General features: G+C 41.1%; 16 protein-coding genes. 5 read left to right on the top strand and 11 right to left on the bottom strand.

Annotated elements, in window-relative coordinates:
* Positions 1 to 41 precede the first annotated feature (41 nt).
* Entirely contained in the window at positions 42 to 1,580 is a 1,539-nt protein-coding gene (locus V7K32_RS23635) for a hypothetical protein (protein WP_334996521.1), read from the bottom strand.
* A gap of 1,146 nt (positions 1,581 to 2,726) precedes the next feature.
* On the opposite strand from V7K32_RS23635, the gene V7K32_RS23630 reads away from it, so the two are divergent.
* The 4 genes from V7K32_RS23630 to V7K32_RS23615 all read left to right on the top strand — a co-directional run bounded on the left by V7K32_RS23630 (position 2,727) and on the right by V7K32_RS23615 (position 8,224).
* Positions 2,727 to 4,181 (top strand): aminotransferase class V-fold PLP-dependent enzyme, encoded by a 1,455-nt coding sequence (locus V7K32_RS23630; RefSeq protein ID WP_334996519.1) that lies wholly within the window; start codon positions 2,727 to 2,729, stop codon positions 4,179 to 4,181.
* A gap of 127 nt (positions 4,182 to 4,308) precedes the next feature.
* On the top strand, positions 4,309 to 5,595 hold the full coding sequence (locus V7K32_RS23625) for a sulfite oxidase (RefSeq protein WP_334996517.1): 1,287 nt from the start codon (positions 4,309 to 4,311) through the stop codon (positions 5,593 to 5,595).
* 282 nt (positions 5,596 to 5,877) lie between these two features.
* The gene (locus V7K32_RS23620) at positions 5,878 to 6,684 is read left to right on the top strand and encodes a sulfite exporter TauE/SafE family protein (protein WP_334996515.1); all 807 of its coding nucleotides are present in this window, start codon (positions 5,878 to 5,880) and stop codon (positions 6,682 to 6,684) included.
* Positions 6,685 to 7,231: 547 nt separating this feature from the next.
* Complete coding sequence (locus tag V7K32_RS23615; protein ID WP_334996513.1) at positions 7,232 to 8,224, top strand: RNA ligase (ATP); 993 nt, start codon at positions 7,232 to 7,234, stop codon at positions 8,222 to 8,224.
* Positions 8,225 to 8,290: 66 nt separating this feature from the next.
* On the opposite strand, the gene V7K32_RS23610 is transcribed toward V7K32_RS23615, so the two are convergent.
* The 6 genes from V7K32_RS23610 to V7K32_RS23585 form a co-directional block, all read right to left on the bottom strand.
* A complete protein-coding gene (locus V7K32_RS23610) occupies positions 8,291 to 9,790 on the bottom strand; it encodes an Ig-like domain-containing protein (RefSeq protein WP_334996512.1) in 1,500 nt (499 codons plus the stop codon).
* Positions 9,791 to 9,842: 52 nt separating this feature from the next.
* A complete protein-coding gene (locus V7K32_RS23605) occupies positions 9,843 to 10,616 on the bottom strand; it encodes a TIGR03943 family putative permease subunit (protein ID WP_334996510.1) in 774 nt (257 codons plus the stop codon).
* 77 nt (positions 10,617 to 10,693) lie between these two features.
* Complete coding sequence (locus V7K32_RS23600; protein WP_334996508.1) at positions 10,694 to 11,746, bottom strand: permease; 1,053 nt, start codon at positions 11,744 to 11,746, stop codon at positions 10,694 to 10,696.
* Positions 11,747 to 12,327: 581 nt separating this feature from the next.
* Positions 12,328 to 13,353, bottom strand: a complete 1,026-nt coding sequence (locus V7K32_RS23595; RefSeq protein ID WP_334996804.1) for a WD40 repeat domain-containing protein — start codon at positions 13,351 to 13,353, stop codon at positions 12,328 to 12,330.
* A 135-nt stretch (positions 13,354 to 13,488) separates the two neighbouring features.
* On the bottom strand, positions 13,489 to 13,782 hold the full coding sequence (locus V7K32_RS23590) for a hypothetical protein (RefSeq protein ID WP_334996506.1): 294 nt from the start codon (positions 13,780 to 13,782) through the stop codon (positions 13,489 to 13,491).
* 466 nt (positions 13,783 to 14,248) lie between these two features.
* Positions 14,249 to 14,419: a hypothetical protein gene (locus V7K32_RS23585; protein WP_334996504.1), complete on the bottom strand. Its 171-nt coding sequence runs from the start codon at positions 14,417 to 14,419 to the stop codon at positions 14,249 to 14,251.
* A gap of 607 nt (positions 14,420 to 15,026) precedes the next feature.
* On the opposite strand from V7K32_RS23585, the gene ald reads away from it, so the two are divergent.
* Positions 15,027 to 16,118, top strand: a complete 1,092-nt coding sequence (gene ald, locus V7K32_RS23580) for an alanine dehydrogenase (protein ID WP_334996502.1) — start codon at positions 15,027 to 15,029, stop codon at positions 16,116 to 16,118.
* Between the two features lie 452 nt (positions 16,119 to 16,570).
* On the opposite strand, the gene V7K32_RS23575 is transcribed toward ald, so the two are convergent.
* The 4 genes from V7K32_RS23575 to V7K32_RS23560 all read right to left on the bottom strand — a co-directional run bounded on the left by V7K32_RS23575 (position 16,571) and on the right by V7K32_RS23560 (position 20,090).
* A complete protein-coding gene (locus V7K32_RS23575; RefSeq protein WP_334996500.1) occupies positions 16,571 to 17,125 on the bottom strand; it encodes a Uma2 family endonuclease in 555 nt (184 codons plus the stop codon).
* 31 nt (positions 17,126 to 17,156) lie between these two features.
* On the bottom strand, positions 17,157 to 18,212 hold the full coding sequence (gene dusB, locus V7K32_RS23570) for a tRNA dihydrouridine synthase DusB (RefSeq protein ID WP_334996498.1): 1,056 nt from the start codon (positions 18,210 to 18,212) through the stop codon (positions 17,157 to 17,159).
* Between the two features lie 64 nt (positions 18,213 to 18,276).
* Positions 18,277 to 19,110, bottom strand: coding sequence for an Rpn family recombination-promoting nuclease/putative transposase (locus V7K32_RS23565; protein ID WP_334996496.1), 834 nt, complete (start codon positions 19,108 to 19,110; stop codon positions 18,277 to 18,279).
* 122 nt (positions 19,111 to 19,232) lie between these two features.
* Entirely contained in the window at positions 19,233 to 20,090 is an 858-nt protein-coding gene (locus tag V7K32_RS23560; protein ID WP_334996494.1) for an acyl-CoA desaturase, read from the bottom strand.
* Between the last annotated feature and the right edge of the window lie 150 nt (positions 20,091 to 20,240).

The following is a 20,240-nucleotide window of genomic DNA, read 5'->3' as shown; positions in this document are numbered from 1 at the left end:
CATTGGTCATTAGTATTAGACAAATGACTAATGACAACTAACTATTGACTCTTGGGGCGAAAATTTGGCAGTTCCACAGATGCCAATGATTTACGCCCCTTGGGTGGACGCTGAGGATAAACCACTGGTGAAGGTGATGTATCATTAGTGTTATCACCTAACGACTCTGGAGGCAAATCAGTTGCCGACAATTCCAACTGTGTCAATTGTGATTCTGACCAGTAGTCTTCAGTTCCTTCAGGCGGCGTCTCAGTGTGAGGTGAACTAGAAGAAACTGATAAGTTATTGGCTGGTGAAACTACAGAATCTATTGTCCAAGAAGTTGAGGTAGTTGTAGGAGAATTAATTTCTGCTTCCACCTGCTCCTTTTGTGGATTTTCTAATTCCTCATCGTCTTCTAAGATTGTTGCTAAAGTCTCCCAGATAGGTGCATCACCCTGATTACTATCCACATTCGTTTTCGCCGCAGGTGGTGGTGATGCAGGCTGCGAGGTGAAAAACATTTGGATGAGACTATCTAATTGCTGATCTAAATTTGATGAGCCTGAAGTTGTTTCAACTTCCGGTATATCTGAGAAATCCTCAATTTTTGGAGGAGGGACTGATTCTGCTGGTGTTGAGGGATTTTGCTTAACTGACCAGTTCCAAGAAGATGGCGTCGGAGTCGGTTCATTTCTTTGGAATGGAATTGGTGCTGACGGTTCAGCCCAAGAATTATCTAGATCATCAGTCAGGGATTCGGGTTCTGCTGACCAAGGTTGAATCGGCTGGGCGTTAGGAAACAAAGATCGAGCTTTTCTAGAGAATCTTCCTTGCCCACTAGTTATGTCTTTGGGATGTTTTGCAGTATCTTCTAGGGAGTCATAGCTAGGAACCGATGTATCTAGACATTTTTCCAAAGCTGCTTTATATTGCAGCGTTTGGCGTTGTTGTCGCATAAGTCTAGTACGTAACTCCCGACAAACAGTTTCTGATTGTAATAACTGCTGAGACTGTTCGCTGCTGTTAGTGTGTAGCAACGTACATTCTCGCTCTAACTGGGCTAGGCGTTGTTGGCTAATTTGTAGCTGTGCTTTATAACTTTCGGTGAGAATTTCCTGGCGTTTAACAGTTTGTACAGCAGTTTCTAATTGTTGAAATAGGGATTTTATCTGATCTTGAGCCGCAGCCAGTTCTTTTGCGTGTTGGTTGAGCATAGACTCACTAACGCTAGAACGCGTTTTCTGCCACTGCAAAACCTTTTCTGACTCAGCTAGGTTGTCTTTTAGCAGCTCCACTTGTTCATACAACTTATTGTTAGCCGCACGCAATTCTTCGTTCAATGCCAGCAGGTTCTGAAATTCTGAGTCAATAAGTGCTTGTTTACCGCTTTCAGGTTCTGCAACCCAGTCCGCCTGGGTGGTATCTTTTGAAAATTGTGTATCTTCCGCTGGCATGAGGAGTGGCAGTTTGCTGACTGTCATGTTGTCATTAGGCACAACTGAATAAAAGGGACAACTCGCCTGCTCAGATTGTGGCGAATTAGCAGAATTTAGGGATTCCATCACAGCCCCCTTGTTTGAGGTGTTAGCTTCATTCATGACTCTTGACCCACCTGCTTAAAAATATTCAGCAGTGCTGGCATTAGCATTGCTTATCAACTCTGTCTAATCAGGGTTTGCTCTAGAAGCCAAGTTTAACTCTCTCCAAGCACCAGCAATTAATCATCAATTGATGTTCCCCATTTTGTATCTAGACTGATGCCGTTATAACACTATGATCCTCTTTCCCGTCAATAAGAGACAGAAAGGGAATTTAGGCTGCCCTTGGGCATAGGCGGACCAGAAGAGAAACCCGATGCTTAAAAACTAAACTGTATTGGCTGATGAAGCTTTTCTACATGGAAAAACTGCCTCACTACATAAATTATTGTCTATAATCGCATCCGTCTTAATAGATAATTTTAAAATGTATCCTTAAATACATTTTTCTACTAATTTTTTATTACTTAGGATAGATGTCAGTACCAGTATCTACTATTCGATGATAATTCTGTAGAACTTACGCATTGACAGACACAACCAACTGTGAGTTACCTCTGGTTACAAGGTAGAGCCTTGTAATGCTCTTGTAGGAGGCCGAGCCTTGTTTACTGATGGACAATGTGTAAAGTGCATAAGTCCTATTCTGTTATCTTGGGCGATCGCTATTTAATGTCAGCAAACAACTAAGAGCTTCTCCTAGAACTGGAATATTAGGAAAATATGCCAACTACGGACAAATACTTATAAAGTTTTGATGAAAAAGTAATATTTTATCTAAGTAAGATAATAAAGTTTTTTTAAAGAATAATCTAAACTTGATACAGGCTTTTTTCTGACTAAATACAGTCCTAGTAAGCAATTTCAAGCTTAGTTAACGAGAGCCTTTCTCTAAGAACTTGCCTTCAATACGTCAAGTTTGTTTAATGACTACAAAAAAATTGTTTAAAGTATACTTTACTACTTATAACTATAAATTATACTGTATAATAAATAACAAAAATTTTATTATAATTAAGGAATACTGCGGATACGATTTCTAATTCATTTATTAAATAATAATTGGAATAGCCGAGTTTTCTACTAGCAAGAAAGTAATTATAAAGACCATAATTACTGACAATTAATGTGATTGCTGTGTTAGAGAAAGCGGTATAGCAGTTAGGTTTTTCCAAAAATTAAAAATTTAAAATAGGGGTGCTAAAGATGACCGACGTACTTGCAATGGGTGTAAATATAAAACAAGGAACTGGCCAATTACCGTTAGTTGCAGAAAATTTGGACAGTTTTTGGGATAAAGAAATCAGACCGTTATTTACAGATGAGTCTCTATGTTTCAGAGTAAAAACTCTTAACGGAAAATATCTCAAGTATGTCAACTTGGATAATGGAGCGACAACCACTCCCTTTGCAAGCCTCAAGCAGCATGTGGACGATATGCTTGACACATACGGTAGTGTACATAGAGGTTCTGGGCAAAAGTCCATCATTACTACACGAGAATATGACGCCAGTCGGAACATTATTCGGGACTTTGTAGGGTCATCTTTAGACAACTATGTAATCTTTGCGAAGAACACAACAGAAGCAATTAATGGAGCCGCCACACTTTGGGCAAAAAAACCTGGAAAAATCTTAGTTTCTGATATTGAGCATTCTTCCAATCTGCTACCTTGGGTTACGAGAGACGAGGTTGTACAGTACAGAACCCAGCCGGATGGAAGTGTAAGTGTCGCAGAAATTGAAGATATTTTCAAGGCACATCAAAATCTCCCCAAATCCGAGCAAATTAAGTTAGTAACGATTACAGGTGCTTCGACAATTACAGGTTACAGACCCCCTATTTACGAAATTGCAGCTTTAGCACATCGGTATGGCGCTCAGATTTTTGCAGACGTGTGTCAGTTAATTCAGCACGAAAGAGTAGATATGCGTGCTGATAATGACCCATGCCATTTAGATTTTGTGGCTTTCTCTGGACACAAGATGTATGCACCCTACGGAACCGGGGTTTTGCTGGGGCCAAAGGAATTTTTTGATAGCTCCTACCCTTATCAAATCGGCGGTGGAAACCTGCCTTATATCACTAGAAACTTAGAGATTAAGCGTTTTTATACAGAACGGGCCCATGACCCTGGAACACCAAACGCAATGGGTGCGATCGCCATTGCCAAAGCGATTGAAATTATTGAAGCAGTAGGGCGCTCGCGCATTGCTCAGTATGAACACTCTTTAGTCGAATTTACATATACACGGCTTCAGGCTATTCCTAGTGTCAAAGTCCATATTCCAGGAGATAATTTAGCCCATGTTATTCCCTTTGATATTGATGGGTTTGATGGACGTTTAGTGGCAGAGATTCTGGCACAAGAATACGGCATTGGAGTTCGGGCTGGGGCTTTCTGCACTTATGAATATATTCGCAAACTTAAGAATATTTCAGACGAACAAGACTCCGAAATTGCTCAGGAAGTAGACAGAGGAATCACGCGCAACATTCCTAGTATTATCCGAGCTAGCTTTGCTGTATATAATACATTAGAAGATTGCGATCGCTTTATTGATGCGATCGCTCAAATTGCTAAAAATGGATTAGCTCACTATTTGCCCAACTACACACAAGATCAGATAACTGGTGTTTGGACAGCGATAGACAGCTAGTTTTTTCAGGGCATGGGGAAGAGGCAGTTCTTGCAAGGGGCAGAAATAAATTCTTTAATTTTGAATTATCAATTAATTTCTCCCTCATCTCTATGCCTTAAATTACGAATTACGAGGAGGTAATAGCTTGAGCGATGAAAACCTCTTTGACCAGGAGGATTATCTACACGCACGGGTTGAACAGTGCATCTGGCAAAAAAGTACAGAAGCAGGTATTTCGCGCCAGCGCTTTCTAAAAATACTAACTACTATGGTTGGCGCAACAGCTATCGGGGGGTTAGCTAAACCTGCGCCGGCTCATAGTCAGGCAACTGTAAAAACTAAAGGCAGTAAAATACTTAAGCCATTGCCACCAGGGTATATCTCTCATAGCAAAGGCACATTAGAGATGAACTGGGAAGCGATGTATGGACGTGGTTATTTAGTACCAAATGATTGGTTCTATGTTCATAACCGCAGTACACCTCCGCCTTTTGACCCATCTACATGGCGTTTGCAAATTCATGGAACTGGCGTTTCTGCCCCCTGTGAGTTCACTTACGATGAAATTATCGCTATGCCGTCCATCTCAGTCACTTGTGCCATTGAGTGTGCTGCTAATGGTCGGCGCTTCTTTGAAGAAGCTTACAACATCCCACTCCCTGGAACACGATGGAGGCTTGGGGCTATTGGTGTGGCTGAGTGGACAGGTGTACCACTTGGCATATTATTAGAGCGAGCTAAATTGAAATCCACAGCAAAAGATGTACTCGTTGAGGGCGCAGATGTAGATTCGCTGGACTCAAAAGGGACGAATAAATCCAAATTCAATAATGTAGTTCCGATTAGCAAGGCATTAGCAGATAACTCGCTTATCGTCTATGCAATGAACGGAGAACCATTACCTCCAGATCATGGCCAGCCATGTCGTGCCTTATTCCCTGGTTGGGGAGGAAACGCCAACGTTAAATGGATTGAGCGGATTGAAGTTTCCCAAACACCGATATATACCCAGTGGGTGACAGAGCAAATGGTGCTGATTGGTGCAGATTACCCAGCGATCGCACCGTATAAAGGTAAGCTGATTACCTATCAAAATGTTAAGAGCGCTTTTGAGTTGGCTTGGCCGGCTACACTTTCTCCAAGAACTCACTTACTACGTGGGCGTTCTTGGTCTGGGAAAGGAAAGATTGTCCGTGTAGAAGTTAGCCTAAATGGCGGCAAAACTTGGCAATTCGCACGACTGCGAGAACCAAATTTTCCATTTGCATGGGTACGCTGGGACATTGAATGGAACCCACTTCCTGGGGAATATTTTCTCCAAGCTATTGCTACTGACGATTTAGGTAATACACAACCGAGTACAGTTCCGTGGAATGATTCTGGATTGCTTTACGGAGGCGTTGTTAGCCATCCGGTGACAGTACGGGGATGAGGGGAGGGGGCAGGGGAGGCAGAGGGAGCAGGGGGGCAGGGGGGGCAGGGGGAGAAGAACTATTTATATAATAAAGTTCACTTAAGCATCGCCAGTTGCTTCAAGTCTCTTAACCGCAAGGGCGCACTGGCTTCTCTGCGCCTAATAAGGTTCGTTAAAAAAATTTACTTTGACAAAAACTTTTAGCCTTAACCCAAGCGTATTGATTTATATATTTATTGCCCAATGCCCAATGCCCAATGCCTACTCAGCACTATTAGTGATCTAGAAAAAGACCTATTTATGATTGATTTTAGTTGGTTGATTTTAGTGACTGGCGGTCTAATATCTGGAGTCATAGCTGGACTTTTAGGAATAGGTGGCGGGATTATCACAATTCCTCTTTTAGTCACACTAGGTTATACTCCCGTTCAGGCGATCGCTACTAGTAGCCTTGCTATTGTAATTACTTCAATTTCGGGAAGTTTGCAGAATTGGCGAATGGGCTACTTTGACTTTAAACGAGTAATTTATTTAGGAATTCCAGCTTTTCTAACTACTGGAATAGGTGTATATTTTGCCAATAAAATTCCATCCTACATAATATTATTTACATTTGGCATTATACTACTAGCTAATATTTATCTGATTGAGCTTCGCAAGCAACTGGCTTTAAAAGAGAAAGAGAATACAGCCCCAGTTTTTAATCCCTTAGTTTCTAAAATTGGCACTGGGGGAGCAGCAGGAATTTTAGCTGGTTTATTTGGCTTAGGTGGCGGTACCATTATGGTGCCACTGCAAATGTTATTACTGGGAGAAGAAATTAAAGTAGCAATTCAGACTAGTTTGGGTGTAATTGTCATCACTGGTTTAGCTGCCTGCACAGGACACACGTTAAAAGGAAATATTCTGTTTTCTCAAGGTATAATTTTGGGCTGTGGTGGCCTTTTAGGCGTTCAGATGAGTACTCGCGCATTGCCAAAATTACCAGATTATACTGTGAGTTTAGTGCTTCGCATTTTCTTAGGAATACTATCAATTTATATTTTTTGGGAAGCTTGGACAAATTATCAACAAATAATTACTATAGCAGTCCTAAATCATTCGTGAACAACAAGATCCCCGACAACTTTTACGAAGTCGGGGATCTGAAGCCCACTGATTTTCACAACTCATTTAGGATTGCTATAATTCATAATTGGTAATATCATCTCTGCTTGATTACTTATTAAACCCAGAAAACCTGACGCCGCCAAAAGCTAACGCATCCTAGTACTTTGTCTAAGCTAGTAATCAAAAGTTTCTAGTAAGCACTTTAGTACTTCAAAAATAAGGACTAAAGTTCTTAGGGACTTCCAAGAAATAAATTCTTCCAATAAACGAACCTTATTAGACACAGAGAACGCAGAGAGAAGAAATAGAGAGAGTTTTTGCGTCCGTTTTGGAACATTTTTTTATTTGGAAGTCCCTTATTACGAACTTGCCTACCCATCAGTTTCAACTTGACAGACCACTAGTACTGTAGAAAGGCTAAATTTGTGAAATATATGGTTTTTGAAGTTAAGGCGCAACTATGAGCCTTTAGCTATTAGACCATTTTAGCCTTTGCACGCCACTACAAGAGAGCCAAATTCTAAATTTTTAAAATAGGTGATATATGAGTATTTTTAAAGTTGAAGTTGTCAAAATCAACAGCATTAATCCTCATCCCAATGCTGATAGGCTAGATATTGCCTCTATTGAAAATATGGGGTATCAAGTAGTTATAGTCAAAGGTCACTTTCATCGGGGAAATTTAGCTTTTTATTTTCCTATTGATAGTGTGATTCCAGAAAAGTTTTTGGATGAGTTTGGTATTCGTAACTACTACTCGAAAAAACTGTATGCTGTCAAACTTCGCGGCATTTTTTCTGAGGGTTTGCTTATTCCCGTTGGTAATAACTTTATCGGAAATGTCGGAGACGACTACACGGAGCATTTTGGTGTAACAAAGTACGAATATCCGATCCCTCAAGGGATGAGCGGGGAGGTAGAAAGTTTTATTGGACACTACAAATTCCCCAGTCCAGAAAACCTGAAACGTTACAAAAATATATTAATTGAAGGTGAAGAAGTTGTTGTAACAGAGAAGTTGCACGGAACTAACTTCACTGTCTTAGTTGATGCTGATGGTACAACTAAAATTGGCAGCCATAATTACTTCTGGAAAAACAGCGAAGTCAATCAAAAATTAGTTTATATTCGTGCTTACAACGAAAACGAAGCTTTTCAGAAACTTCCGCCAGGAACTCAGATTTTTGGGGAAATCTACGGCGTACAAGATATCAAATATGGCTTGAATAATGGCAATATTGGAATTGCTATATTTGCTGTGCGTCGCGGCAGTTATTTTCTCAATTACAGCGATTTTGTGGCTTTTTGCGAGGAATTTACTTTGCCAAGAGTGCCTGTGCTTTATATCGGTGCTTATAGTTGGGAAGCGGTGTCTCAATTCAATAATGCCAATAGTGCAGTCAGTCGCAATTGCATCATGGAAGGCGTTGTTGTGCAACCGGTCATTGAGAAAACGCATCCAGAAATAGGTAGAGTAGTCTTGAAGTTGATTAGCGATCGCTATCTGCTTCGCAAGAATGCAACTGAACTCCATTAGGTTCAACTCGAATTTTGGCGACGACACCTTAACTGAACTTCCGCAACCGACTTACGAATTATTCTCTCAAGGTAGCCACCGGGGCCGAAATCCGGCTAAGGGGAGTTGTTCTGGTTTAATTTCAACAGTCGCAGCATCAGCGATGGGTAACAAAGGCATTAACCACAAGCTACTGGTAGCAATAACATCTCCATCATCAGTTTTCAAAGTGTTTGTGGGTAATGATGCTGAAGAATTTGTCTGCGGTATTACTTGGTCAAATAACAAGCCCAAACCGTCAGATGATAAACTCATTTGCACATTCCGTTGAGCGGGAGGGAGTACTAGCAATGGTTTCTGTTGCCCAGTTTTCAGATCAATTGCCACCACATAAGGCTGTTCTATGTATTGTTCCTTGGATACTAGCTGTGTCAGCAAGCAATAGAGGGTGGGTGAGGCAATATCAAATTGGCAACTGAGAATTGAGCCTGTTGTTTTTAATAGTTGTTTCTGCACACCTTGGTTTGTCACTAAAAACAAATCTTTTGTGTAATCTGTATTAAACTTTACCATCGCTGCTTGAGAGCCATCTTTAGAGAAAGCCTGTACCAAACCAAACTGCGGCAAAAAATCTAGGGGTTTACTAGCATCACCTTGGAGCGGTAAAATCGCTGCTCCCTGTCCTTGGGCCACTGCTACAGCTTTACTATCTGGGGTGATCATAAAGTCTCCCCCTGGTTGACTTTTCAGCCGTTTAGGGGTGGGTTTTTCTGCTGAACTGTCGCTGGTTGCTGGCATAAACCATAGTCCAAAGTCGCCGGGATTATTTTTATTTCCGCGCTGAATGACAATAGTTTGCCCATCAGGTGATAAGTCAAATTTCAAGTTTTGATAATCTTTACTATCTAAAACTAGGTCAACTTTGCCTCCTGGTTTTCCTTCTTGTCCCGATTTACTAGAAACACCTGTTGTCACTGTGTATATTTGGGCTGAAAGTAAGTCTTCGTTATTGCTGGCGCGAGCCGAAAATAAAATTTTCTCCCCATCTGGAAATGACTCGAAGTCCATTGCTATCAAGTCTTTGGGAGTAAGTATCCTTTTTTGCTCTTGGGTTAAGTTGTATAAAACTAATCGTCCCTGTTCTTCTTTATCGGTTCCTATGTAAAGAATGACGCGATCGCGTGTGCGAAAGCTACCAATAAAGGGCTGTATCAACCGATTATTGCCTTCTTGCTTTGCAAACTTATCTTTAGCTCCCTGTAACTGCACTTTATAATTCGTACCATAGGGCGCTGGTGTTAGCAGTGTATAAACCATCCGCCGCCCAGCCCAACTGAATTTACCTGCTAGGGGTGGCTCGATTTTCAAGTTATCCTCTACAGTTTTTACTTCCATTGGGCGGCTGAAGGTGAGGGTGAAAGAATTATCTTCTGCCCCAATTTGTTGATTTTGCCAGGTAAATTCCCGGACACGAGCAGTCACCACATCACCTTGCAATATAATTAACCCAATCAGCAGACTCAGCAGTAGCATTAGTGCGATCGCTATCCGATCTAGTGGTTGGATAAATGCTTTAGATTTCGTCATTGGTTATTTGTCATTTGTCATTTATCATTTTTCATTAGTCATCAACAAATAACTAATAACTATAAGGATTTTGCGGTTGAGGAATGTTTTTCAGAGAGCTAGCGGCGATGGTAAGTTGACGTTTACCTGCCAAATTTTCTGTTACCATTTGTCCTTCTACTTCTAACCAAGTGTCAGGGGAATAAGCTTCTTGATTGTTTTGGAGTTTGACGGGTAATCCTACAGGGTAAGCATCTGCTGCACAACAAGTTAAGACAAACCGCGCTAAAAACAAATATTCTTTTCCTATATCTGGCGGGTGGATGACAAATCCCTGCACCTTGACTTTTTGTCCTGTATATGTATCTGGTTCTGGATAGACATTGACAGTGCGTACCCAGTCTACAAGCGATCGCTCCTCTGGACGAACAGTAGCTCGAAAGGCTTGGGGTTTGACGCGTGTGCTTCCCAATGAATCAGCCGTCACACCTCTTTGGAGTGCTTTGTCACTAGCAAAAACTTGTGGTGTAATGATAAAACCTAGAATCGCTGTAGTCAACAACAAAGTACTGCCCCAACCAGGGGGAAATAAACTAATATGCTGGGTATTTGGCGTAACATTACGGCGACGCCGTTGCCAAAGTTCCTGCATCTTAAATAAACCTATAATGATGAAGCTGATACCAGTCACGACCGCCAACCAAATGTAATTTGGGTGAATTAACAGGTTCAGCTTGTTAGTTAGCCAATATTTCAACATCAAAATGCCCCAAGCTGTAATTGCTAAAGCATCCAGCCAAGGGAATAACAGATTAGGGATTTTAGATTTGGGATTTTTGTTAGTCATTGGTCATTAGTCATTGGTCATTGGTCGTTGGTCATTAGTCATTAAAAAAGGACAAATGACAAATGACAAATAGTTTTTTAAAAGACGTGCAAATTCAGAAAAAGCGTGAATAGAAATGTCAATTGTGCTGCTAAAGCAAATAAGTAAAAGATAGTTTTGGGTTTAAAAATAGATAACATCAAACCAACACTTTTGATGTCAATCATTGGCCCAAATACCAGAAATGCCAACAATGAACCACTGCTAAAGGTTGAGGCAAAAGATAGTGCAAAGAAAGAATCAACTGTAGAACAAATTGACACCACTACAGCTAATATCAGCATGACCACAATTGAAGTAATCGGGCCAGCACCCAAACTGAGAATTAATTCACGGGGAGCTAGCACTTGAATAGCAGCAGCGATCGCACTTCCGACAATCATCACTCCGCCTAATTCTCGTAATTCTTGGACGCTATTATCCACAACTAGGCGTAGTTTAGCTGCAAGCGGTTTATCGGTGGTAGAGATTAAGGTAGGCGGTACTAAATTCGGATCTATCCGCAGAGGTATACCGGCTTTTCCTCCTAAGATATAAGTCCCAGATTGTAACAGATTCGGTACTGTTGCTTCCTGTTGTACTTGGGAACGTTTACCACGGCGTTTAGTTTGTGGCTCTTGGGGCGGATTAAACTTCATATACCGAGCGATCGCAGGTTGGAGTATAGGATTTAAGTCCGTTTGAAAACTGAAAATAAACCCGATAATTGTAGCAATTGCTAGAGAAAATACGACTCGTAAAACTACTATTTCTGGCTGATCTCGAAATGCTGTCCAAGTTGCCCAAATTACAATGGGGTTAATTGTTGGTGCTGCTAGCAAAAAACCAATTGCCACTGGCATAGGTACTCCCTGAATTAGGAACCGCCGCGCTACCGGTACATTCCCGCACTCACACACCGGAAATAAAAAGCCGATCATGCTGCCAACTAAAGCACCCAGCAACGGATTTTTGGGCATTTTTTCTACTAATTTGCGCTCATCAACAAAAAACAGCAGCAAACTGGAGAATAAAACCCCAAGAAGCAAAAAAGGCATCGCCTCGACTAGCAGACTTAGAAATATCGTAAAACCATTGTTCAATTCATTCATGGGCGTCGCAGTCAAAAGCGGTTTTTAGTTTTAGGGTTCTGCCTAGTCATTCTATCGAAATGGGGATCAAAAGCTGTTCGGGAAAATTAAACATTATTTAAGTCAGCAAGTTGTCTTTCGTTTCAAGTAGCGTTTAAGGGCTAGAAACCTTTGCTTGAGCCAATATAGTGATATTTACCTGAATGTATTTACTGATGATAACCATTTCTAAGATTGTCTTAGTTCAGAAATTGTTCCGTCCTAGAGGGCAAGTAACTGCATAGATGTTTGGGAATTATCTCTGCTTATACTTACAGTAATTTGCTGAAGAAGATATTAGCTCGGCTGTATTTTTATCAAGGATTCACAGTTATTCAACAATTGGGGATCGCTCTTGGTTGCTACCATCATTGATTTTAGCTAGCTCTGGCAAAATTTTATCTGGGCTTTGGTTGATTTTTTACTATAAAAACTCTAAAAATGCAAGATTAAAGTTTAGCAAACAAGATAAATGATTAGAGGAATCTTTCGGCGTTAAAATCTGAGACAAGTTTATCCCCGACTTCTTTAAGAAGTCGGGGATATAGTCTACTAGTTCACGATTATTTTGTCCGATCGCTGTTAATTACGTTTTTTGGAGTTCCCCAAATCTTGATTTGTCGATCAAATCCACCACTGGCAAGAATTTTACCATCAGGACTAAAAGCGATCGCACTCACCCAGTCTGTATGTCCACTCAGTGTATTTATTAACTCACCTGTAGTTAAATTCCACACTTTAATCCCATCTTTACCTGCACTAGCAAGGGTTTGTCCATCGGGATTAATGGCGATCGCATTCACCCAGTTATTATGTCCTGTGAGGGTGCGGACTAATTCTCCAGTATTAATATTCCATAGTTTGACTGTGCGATCGCGGCTAGCACTAGCTAATGTTTGTCCATCTGGTGTAAATATTACACTGCTAACAACATTATCATGAGCTACAAATTGACTGATTAATTTACCACTAGTCAAATTCCACAGCTTGATTACACCCTTATTGTCACCACTAGCCAAGGTTTGCCCATCACGACTAAGGGCTAGGGTATAAATCAAATTATCAAAACGTACTAGAGTACCAAGTGGGCGCTGCTGTACCAAATCCCATATCCGAATCCCATCCAAACCTCCACTGATAAGAACTTTACTATCAGGAGACACTACTAAAGATAATACGTTACTGGTATGTCCAACAAAAGAGCGGCTAAATTTAAAATTTTTCAGGTTCCAGAGGTTAATCGTATTGTCATCACTACAGCTAGCGAGGGTTTGCCCATCTGGTGAAATCACTAAAGATTCTACGGCTGTTTGGTGTGCTTTGTTAATATCCCCCAACTTTTTGCCATTTGCTGGGTTCCACAGGCGAATTACACCCTCGTTTTCTGCGCCTCCACTCACAAGAACTCTGCTATCTGGACTGAAAGCGAGGGATTTAACAGTTCCGTTATTTCCTCTGAGTGTGTAAAGTAGTTGGGCATTAGCAAAGCTGTTGGTAGTTTGGGAGTTTGGTGTTACCTCAATGGCAGCATGAGCTTCATGAATATGAAACCCTTCCCAGATAGTCACTGGAAGGGCAACAGCTGCCATAAACGCCAGGATAATATAGGGGCGTAGAAAATTATCCCCACCTCTTCCCTCACTACTCACACTTTTTCCTCACTTTTATAGATACGGTTGCTCTAATCAATTTTGCAGAGTTATTAACTAATAACTCTGCACTTTTTAAAGAGGTGGTTTTTTCTTAGAAACGCTTAACATAGGTAAAGCCGCACTAGAAGAACGAGAGGGCAAATAATGTTGCACTACAGGTTCCTCTGGTAGAGGACGACGTTGCTGGAAACGCCACAACTTAAAAGCTAGCGCTATCCCTGTTGTTCCCAAACCAAAAGCTAACAATGACCAGCTATCATTCAATCCGCCAATTAGGGCATCTATAGCGCCCATTGTAATCAATACACTGATTATTGGCTCTTTTCGGTAGGTTGACTTCAAAAAACGAGGTAATACAGCATTCATCACAGCTTGGTTGGTTCCAGTTCACCTTTTGTGTATATTTCCCAAGAATACCTCACCCGTAATTTGCCTTTCTCATCCAAGGCAGATACTAATTATGATTTTCTTTAGTAGGGGAGGAAGTGGACTCATTAATCGCCTTGTATATATTAGTAGACTGTGGCGGAACTTTGCCTACCTTTAAGTATGGGATTTTACCCCTTGCCAAGTCTTGTTAATTGACATAGTGGCTGGATTTCCGCCCTACGGTACTAGTTGCAAGTCTATAATATTTGTATCACTAATAAATAGTTCGATTCCTCTCTTACTTATATTCTAGGGCAATAATTTACGAATAAGTCTAATTAAAGTATCTAGAGTGAAGTACTTGGGTATTAATTGTTAAAGTCAAAACCAACTGGTTGTTCCAGCTGGTTGAAACTCTTTTAACTACTAGCTTACAACTTTTACCTTGTGCTTGTTGGTGGCACTACTTCAGACCCAGCCATGATAGCACCCCTTGAGTAGTTGTATATTCAATCACCAGCAGCAAACCGAAGCCAATCATTGCCGCTCGACCATTCAAGCGTTCAGCATATTCGTTGAAGCCAAACTTAGGCTCCTCTAGTTTAGGTGTAATTGTTGGTTGTGTTTGTGTCATTTTTAAGAAACCTTTTTTCGGCAAACGGGACTTGATTTTAGACTTCGCAATAGTTGAAGATAAGCGGTAAAGGTTAAAGGAATAGACTTGTTCTTTTCTTTTAACCTTTACCTTCCACTCAGTAGCTTATCTGACTTTTAACGGTGGAAAACCTCACTTCTATTTCTCTCTTCCTTTAAGGAGAGAGACTTTGAATTTTCCCCTTCCAGCAACAAAAGTTTTTCCGCTTCCTTCTCCTTGTAGGAGAGGGTTAGGGAGAGGCCGGAAAGGGAGTTAGAGGGTTAGATTTTCTTGGGCTTAACGTCAAAAGTTAGGGTAGCTCAAAAGCTGATTGCAGTAGTTGAATGTCAAGATAACTTGATAAATTCAGCAAAAGCTTCCTAATAGAGAGCTATACAATCGCCCTTTTAATAAATTGTTACTATTCTTTATATATTGTATAAATACTGGGGCAATAGTCAAGGGTAAGAGTTTGAGGCTACTCAGATTAAATTGAGAAACTTACGACACAGATTAAATATCTCTAATACAGCTATCTGTAATAGATCAGTAGCAAGCTTGAAATTGGCAGGCTACAGTTAAACAAAAAAATTATCAGAGGCGATATATGGAAATTGGCGTTCCCAAGGAAAATAAAGATCAAGAATTTCGGGTAGGTTTAAGTCCTTCTAGTGTGCGGGTGCTGCGGGAAAATAATCATAGCATCTTTGTCGAAACGCAAGCAGGTAATGGTGCTGGATTTTCAGATGACGACTACACAAGTGCTGGAGCCGAAATTGTCCCTACATCAGAAACGGCTTGGAATCGGGAATTAGTTGTTAAAGTCAAAGAGCCTCTGACATCTGAGTATAAATTTTTGCAGAAAGGGCAGATATTATTTACTTATTTACATTTAGCAGCCGATCGCAAATTGACAGAGCATTTAATTGATTGTGGCACAACTGCGATCGCCTACGAAACCGTAGAACAACCTGGTGCTAACAGACTACCCTTGCTCACCCCCATGAGCGTTATTGCCGGTCGGCTAGCAGTACAATTTGGAGCGAGATTCCTAGAACGTCAACAAGGTGGTAGAGGAGTTCTTTTAGGGGGTGTCCCTGGAGTCCAGCCTGGTAAAGTAGTAATTTTAGGTGGCGGGGTTGTCGGCACAGAAGCAGCTAAAATTGCTGTAGGCGTGGGTGCTAGCGTCCAGATTTTAGATGTGAGTGTCGATCGCTTATCTTATTTAGAAACACTGTTTGGCTCTAGAGTCGAATTGGTTTACAGCAACTCTGCTCATATCGAAGCCGCAGTTATTGAAGCCGATTTGCTCATCGGTGCAGTTTTAGTGTTAGGACGGAGAGCGCCAATACTAGTATCCCGCGAATTGGTCAAACAAATGCGTCCTGGTTCTGTAATAGTTGATGTAGCGGTTGACCAAGGCGGTTGCATAGAAACTTTACACCCTACATCCCACACTAATCCGGTATACGTTGAAGAAGGTGTGGTGCATTATGGCGTTCCCAATATGCCAGGAGCAGTACCTTGGACAGCAACCCAAGCACTTAATAACAGTACTTTACCTTATGTTGTCCAATTGGCAAATTTAGGAATTTTGGCACTGGAAGTTAACCCAGCATTAGCTAAGGGTGTGAATGTGCAGAACCATTGCTTAGTGCATCCTGCTGTGCAAGAGGTTTTCCCTGATTTGGTAAATTAAGGTGTGCAAGGATTAGGCGATCGCTTATTTTAATAGAGACAGCGATCGGTAATTAGGCTAATTTCCTTGACAAATGCGCGGATGGGTAGGTGTACAAAACGAGAAAGGCCAAAAAAGCCTGTACGCTCGCTCTATACAAGAGTTTGAGTCCAATGGTACTTTCAAACCATCCGCGCACCTTATGGGGACTCGTTTTCAGCGATTTGTATCTTGTGTTATGACTATTCCCTGTGTTATGATTTGCTCATTCGCGCAACCGTACCTTGAAAATCAAATTGCAATTAATCAAAATACTTATTAAGGATTTCAACTGCTTTTTAACAATTTAACATCTATACATTTTGATACTCATAAGACTTACACATACTTTACTAATTATTTGCGTTCTTGGTGTCCTGGCGGTTCGATAAATTAAACTTTTTGGCAATTTTTGCGTAAATATTAATTGATTTTCAAGTCAAAAATTCGTCTACAGCTACACTAAAACCTAGTAATACTTTTTGAGTATTAACCACATCACCAGCTTTAAACCCCAAAACCTGATTATCAGTCATTACAAAAACTAACCGACTGTCAGGAAATACTAGCCAAATTTCTTCACAACCAGACTGCAAATACTCCTGGGCTTTTAGAAATAAGTCTTCAGCTAAATCGGTGGGTGAAACTATTTCAGCAATCAACGGGAAACTCTGTGGCAAAGTGGGAAGATCACCAAACTGAGCTACCAATTCAGGCGTAAGATAAGCTACATCAGGACGGCGTCCTTGTTTATATGTGCGACAAGGTACTTCAGTATAAACTTTCCCACCTTGTTGAATGGAGTTGATATAACTTCTCCAATAAAAACCAATATTAAACTGAATTTCGCTGTGTTTTAATGTCATCCCTGTTTTTTCTACTAGTTGCTCGTCTACCCACTCCATGCCTTCTGGAGGATTTGCCATGAAGTCTTCTAATGAGCAGATTTCGGGGACGGGTACAACATCGTTGTGTTTGGAAACTAACATTGTGAGCCTCCACTTTCGCTAGTTAAAGATATTAAAGCATTATCAAACTACCTTGTGTTTCTTCTTCAAGTTCATAACCATTAGCCAATTTTTCAATTGCTTGGTCAATCATTGCCAAACCTTGATCTACCTTTTCAACTAAACTTAACTGTCCTCGGAGTTCGGCAGCACCAACGAAACCTTTAGCATACCAAGTCATGTGCTTACGGGCTTGACGTACACCGCGATCGCCTTTATATTCCCATAAGGCTTGTAAATGATCTCTTGCACATTCCAAGCGCCCAACCGGGGTTGGTGACGGTAATATCTCTCCAGTTTTCAGGAAGTGATCAATTTCTCCCACCAAAAAGGGATAACCCAAAGTCCCACGGGAACACATCACACCATCAGCGCCCGTTTGCTCTAAACATTTTACCGCCGCTTCAACTGAAAAAATATCTCCGTTCCCAATCACTGGGATAGAAAGCACTTCTTTCACACGGGTAATCCATTCCCAACGGGCATTGCCATTGTATCCTTGAGCGCGAGTGCGTCCGTGGACTGTGATCATTTTCGCCCCGGCATCTTCCATCCGCTTGGCAAAGTCGAGAATAGTAATTTCGTTGTCATTCCAGCCAATACGGGTTTTTACTGTCACAGGTACATCAACAGCTTTTACAACTTCTCGCACAATTGCCTCTGCTACTTCTGGTTGTCGCAACAACGAAGAACCGCCACCATTTTTAGTGATTTTATTTACCGGACAACCCATATTAATATCAACAGTATCAGCACCTTCGGCAACTGCTTTTATTGCTGCTTCTGCTAGGAAATCTGGACGGCAATCAAATAGTTGAATGCTAATTGGGCGTTCATTGGGATCTACCTCCATAATTTTGGGTAACTGCTTGACATAATGCAACCCTGTGGCATTTACCATTTCGGTATACATCATCGAATCTGGGGCATAGCGACGCACGAGACGGCGAAATACCATATCAGTTACTCCAGATAGAGGCGACTGGAGAACTCGACTTTTTACCTCGAAGGAGCCAATTTTGAGGGGTTGGGAGAGTCTAGCTTGGAGAATGGGGGAGAGGAAAATCATAGAAAAAATTAAAAATTGTGCGAATGGTAAATAGCAGGAATATGTGATCAGTGCTAATTGTAGGTTAGGTATCCTGACTTGGAGGCTGTTTTGGCATTTCTTGCTGAACCTCCTCTAAACTCAAACCTAACTCTTTCGCTGTTTCTTCATAACTCAATCCCAATCTCAATAACAAAGGTACCATTCTAAACTTTTCTTCACGCGCTCCTTCTTGTTTGCCTTCTTGCTTACCTTCTTGCTTGCCTTCTTGTTTGCCTTCTTGATAAACTCGTGTTTGTTTCAAATCGCTTAACCCAAACATACCTTCAATCTCCTCTCGACTCATTGCCGGAAACTTGTAAACCAAAATTGTCTCTATTAATTCTAGTAACTGGCGCCGTTGTGGTTCAATGTTGATTTCTTGCTGGGTTCTGTCTATTAACTGCCTAGCAGCGATAATTGCTGTCTCGTCTTCATCGACCACTAATTTCATCGTAGCAATTCCAACTGGCAATGATGCAGTTTCTCCTAATTCATTAAGATAAATACGACTGATGCGCCCGCTAGTAAAAAATTCACTGTAATTATTGATATCTGCTGTATCTAAACTGCGATTGGGATAGATAACTACTCCTCGCCAAGAATTTTTAGGTTTATTTTGGCGGAAATATAAATAAACTTCTGAAAATAAGCGGGAATAAATTTCTGTGTCAGTTTGAAACTGGACTTCAACAAAGTAAATCGGATTTTCTTCCCCTTGTGTTGGCAGAAAAACGCCATCTATACGGAATGCAGTTTGCTTGATTTCAATTGAGGAGAATTGATAAGTCTCTGCGGTTTGGGGTGGATTACCAATTAATTCAAAAAAGATCCCAGGAAGTTCTTTAAAAAGACGGTAAAAAATGCTGTCAGTTTTCACGCTTGATGTATTGTTGAGATTTGCCGCGTTGTAATTTTATCGTGAAATACTACTGATAAAAATTAGTAAGCCGACTGCAAGAAGCAATCGGCTTAACAAATTCATGATAATTTAGTTGCAATTTAGCCGTGAGTTGCACCTTGAGGAGGACGCGAGACAACTTTTTTGGCTAAACCCAAAGTCTGCAAAACTAGGATGCTCCACCAAGTAACATCAATCTCCCACCAAGACAATCCAGATTTTGCCATGTGGGGATAAGTATGATGGTTATTGTGCCATCCTTCTCCATAAGTGACGATGGATACCCACCAAAGATTACGAGCGCCATCATTGGCATCAAAGGTGCGATAACCCCATAGGTGTGATGCTGAGTTCACAAACCAGGTTGAGTGCCAAAGCAAGACACATCTGAGAAACACTCCATAGAATACGAAAGGCCATCCTCCTAAGACATAAAGCAGCAGCGCAAAGGGTATTTGCAATAGCAAGAAGTAGCGATCTAACCAGCAATAATAGGGTTGTCTTGCTAGATCAGGGGCATATTTTTTATAGGTGTCATAGTCAAAAAATTCTGGGCGCGGGTAGAAAATCCATAGTATATGGCTCCACCAAAAGCCTCTTTGGGCAGAGTAGGGGTCTAAATTAATGTCTTCTGTGTGGGCGTGATGCTGGCGGTGTCCACCTACCCAAAAAATTGGCCCACCTTGCAAAGCCAACGCTCCAATGAGGGCGATCGCATACTCTAACCACTTAGGAACCTGGAAACTCCGATGGCTCAGTAGTCGGTGATATCCCAAACAAATACCAATGCTCCCGAATAACCAGTGCAGAAACACTAGCAAACCTAATGCTGACCAGGAGAAAAACCAAGGAGACAGAAGTGCTAAAGCATGAAATGTAGCAAAAAATACTACATTTGTCCAACTGAGTCGAGGTGAGTTGCCTCTCTCAGGCGCGATCGCCCCAAAATTTGCGGTCATAAAAATTCCTGTTGATGGATGATGAAGTGATTTGTCTTTTCTTGGGCATAATCCCAGTAGGATTTACCCGCCCTGTACACCAGTTCGTTACAGTAAAGTAAAGCAAGTATCACTTACATTTGTTATGCTAGCAGAACTCTGATATCCGTG

Source organism: Nostoc sp. (genome assembly GCF_036917635.1).
Taxonomy (GTDB): Bacteria; Cyanobacteriota; Cyanobacteriia; order Cyanobacteriales; family Nostocaceae; genus Nostoc.
Note: the sequence above shows the minus strand (reverse complement) of the source record. Positions and strands in the feature narration are given on the sequence as shown.